Genomic DNA, 762 nt, shown 5'->3' with positions numbered 1-762 from the left:
TCAAAATCATTGAAAGCAAACACATTGTCCAGCTTCAAGCGCATGACAATCATAGTTGACTCCTTGTTTAGTTCGTAAATTACGAACTAATATAACCATACTATAGCAGTCCACAGACAAGAAGGCAACTACAATACATTCGCCCTGTACTGAAGAACTTTGTAAAAGTGAGACATAGAGGGAATGGTTTGGAATTTTACAGTCCAGTCAATATCGTCCCCAAATACTCCATATCCTCTCTGCTGTAGCGCTGATCGATCTGTACACTCACCACATGGTCGTAGATGTAGGAGGCGTGGGGATACTGTTCCTTGTTGGTAAGCATGGGGGGAAGGGGCCAGTAGACGGTGCTCGTTATACCCTTTTGTTCGAGCTGCTGTCGAGCTTTCGCTCTGTTCTCACTGTAGAATGAGAAGTGACTCGGACAGGTATTTTCATCAAGGCTTTGGAAGATCGGTTGGCATTGAGAGGATGGATGAAGAGAATCAAGCACTGTTTGGTAATTGGCCCTGCGTTTTTCAATCATCTGTGTCGGGTCGAGGTTGTTCAGAATGGTAATGGACTTTTCATCGCTTTCAAAGGCGTCGAACATGCGCCTGAGGCGCATCTCCGTCTCCCAAAACACCGAGGATGCCAATTCGTTGTATGAGTCCTTTCCGGTCTTGATGGCAAGCTTGCGGTATTCCATCGCCTTGTAGCGGCCTTTGAGGTGTTCTTCGTCGGCTCTCAGCGGTTGTATTGAGAATGAACCTTGTTTCTTGA

Annotated in this window: 1 pseudogene; it reads right to left on the bottom strand. The window is 46.2% G+C overall.

Annotation, left to right across the window (positions count from 1 at the left end):
• Positions 1 to 196: 196 nt before the first annotated feature.
• Positions 197 to 762 (bottom strand): annotated as a pseudogene (locus B3F49_RS07020) (hypothetical protein); the annotation flags it as partial.

The sequence above is a fragment of the Sphaerochaeta sp. UBA5836 genome (assembly GCF_002432845.1).
In the GTDB taxonomy this organism is placed as follows: Bacteria; Spirochaetota; Spirochaetia; order Sphaerochaetales; family Sphaerochaetaceae; genus Sphaerochaeta.
This window is presented reverse-complemented; position numbering and strand designations above follow the sequence as displayed.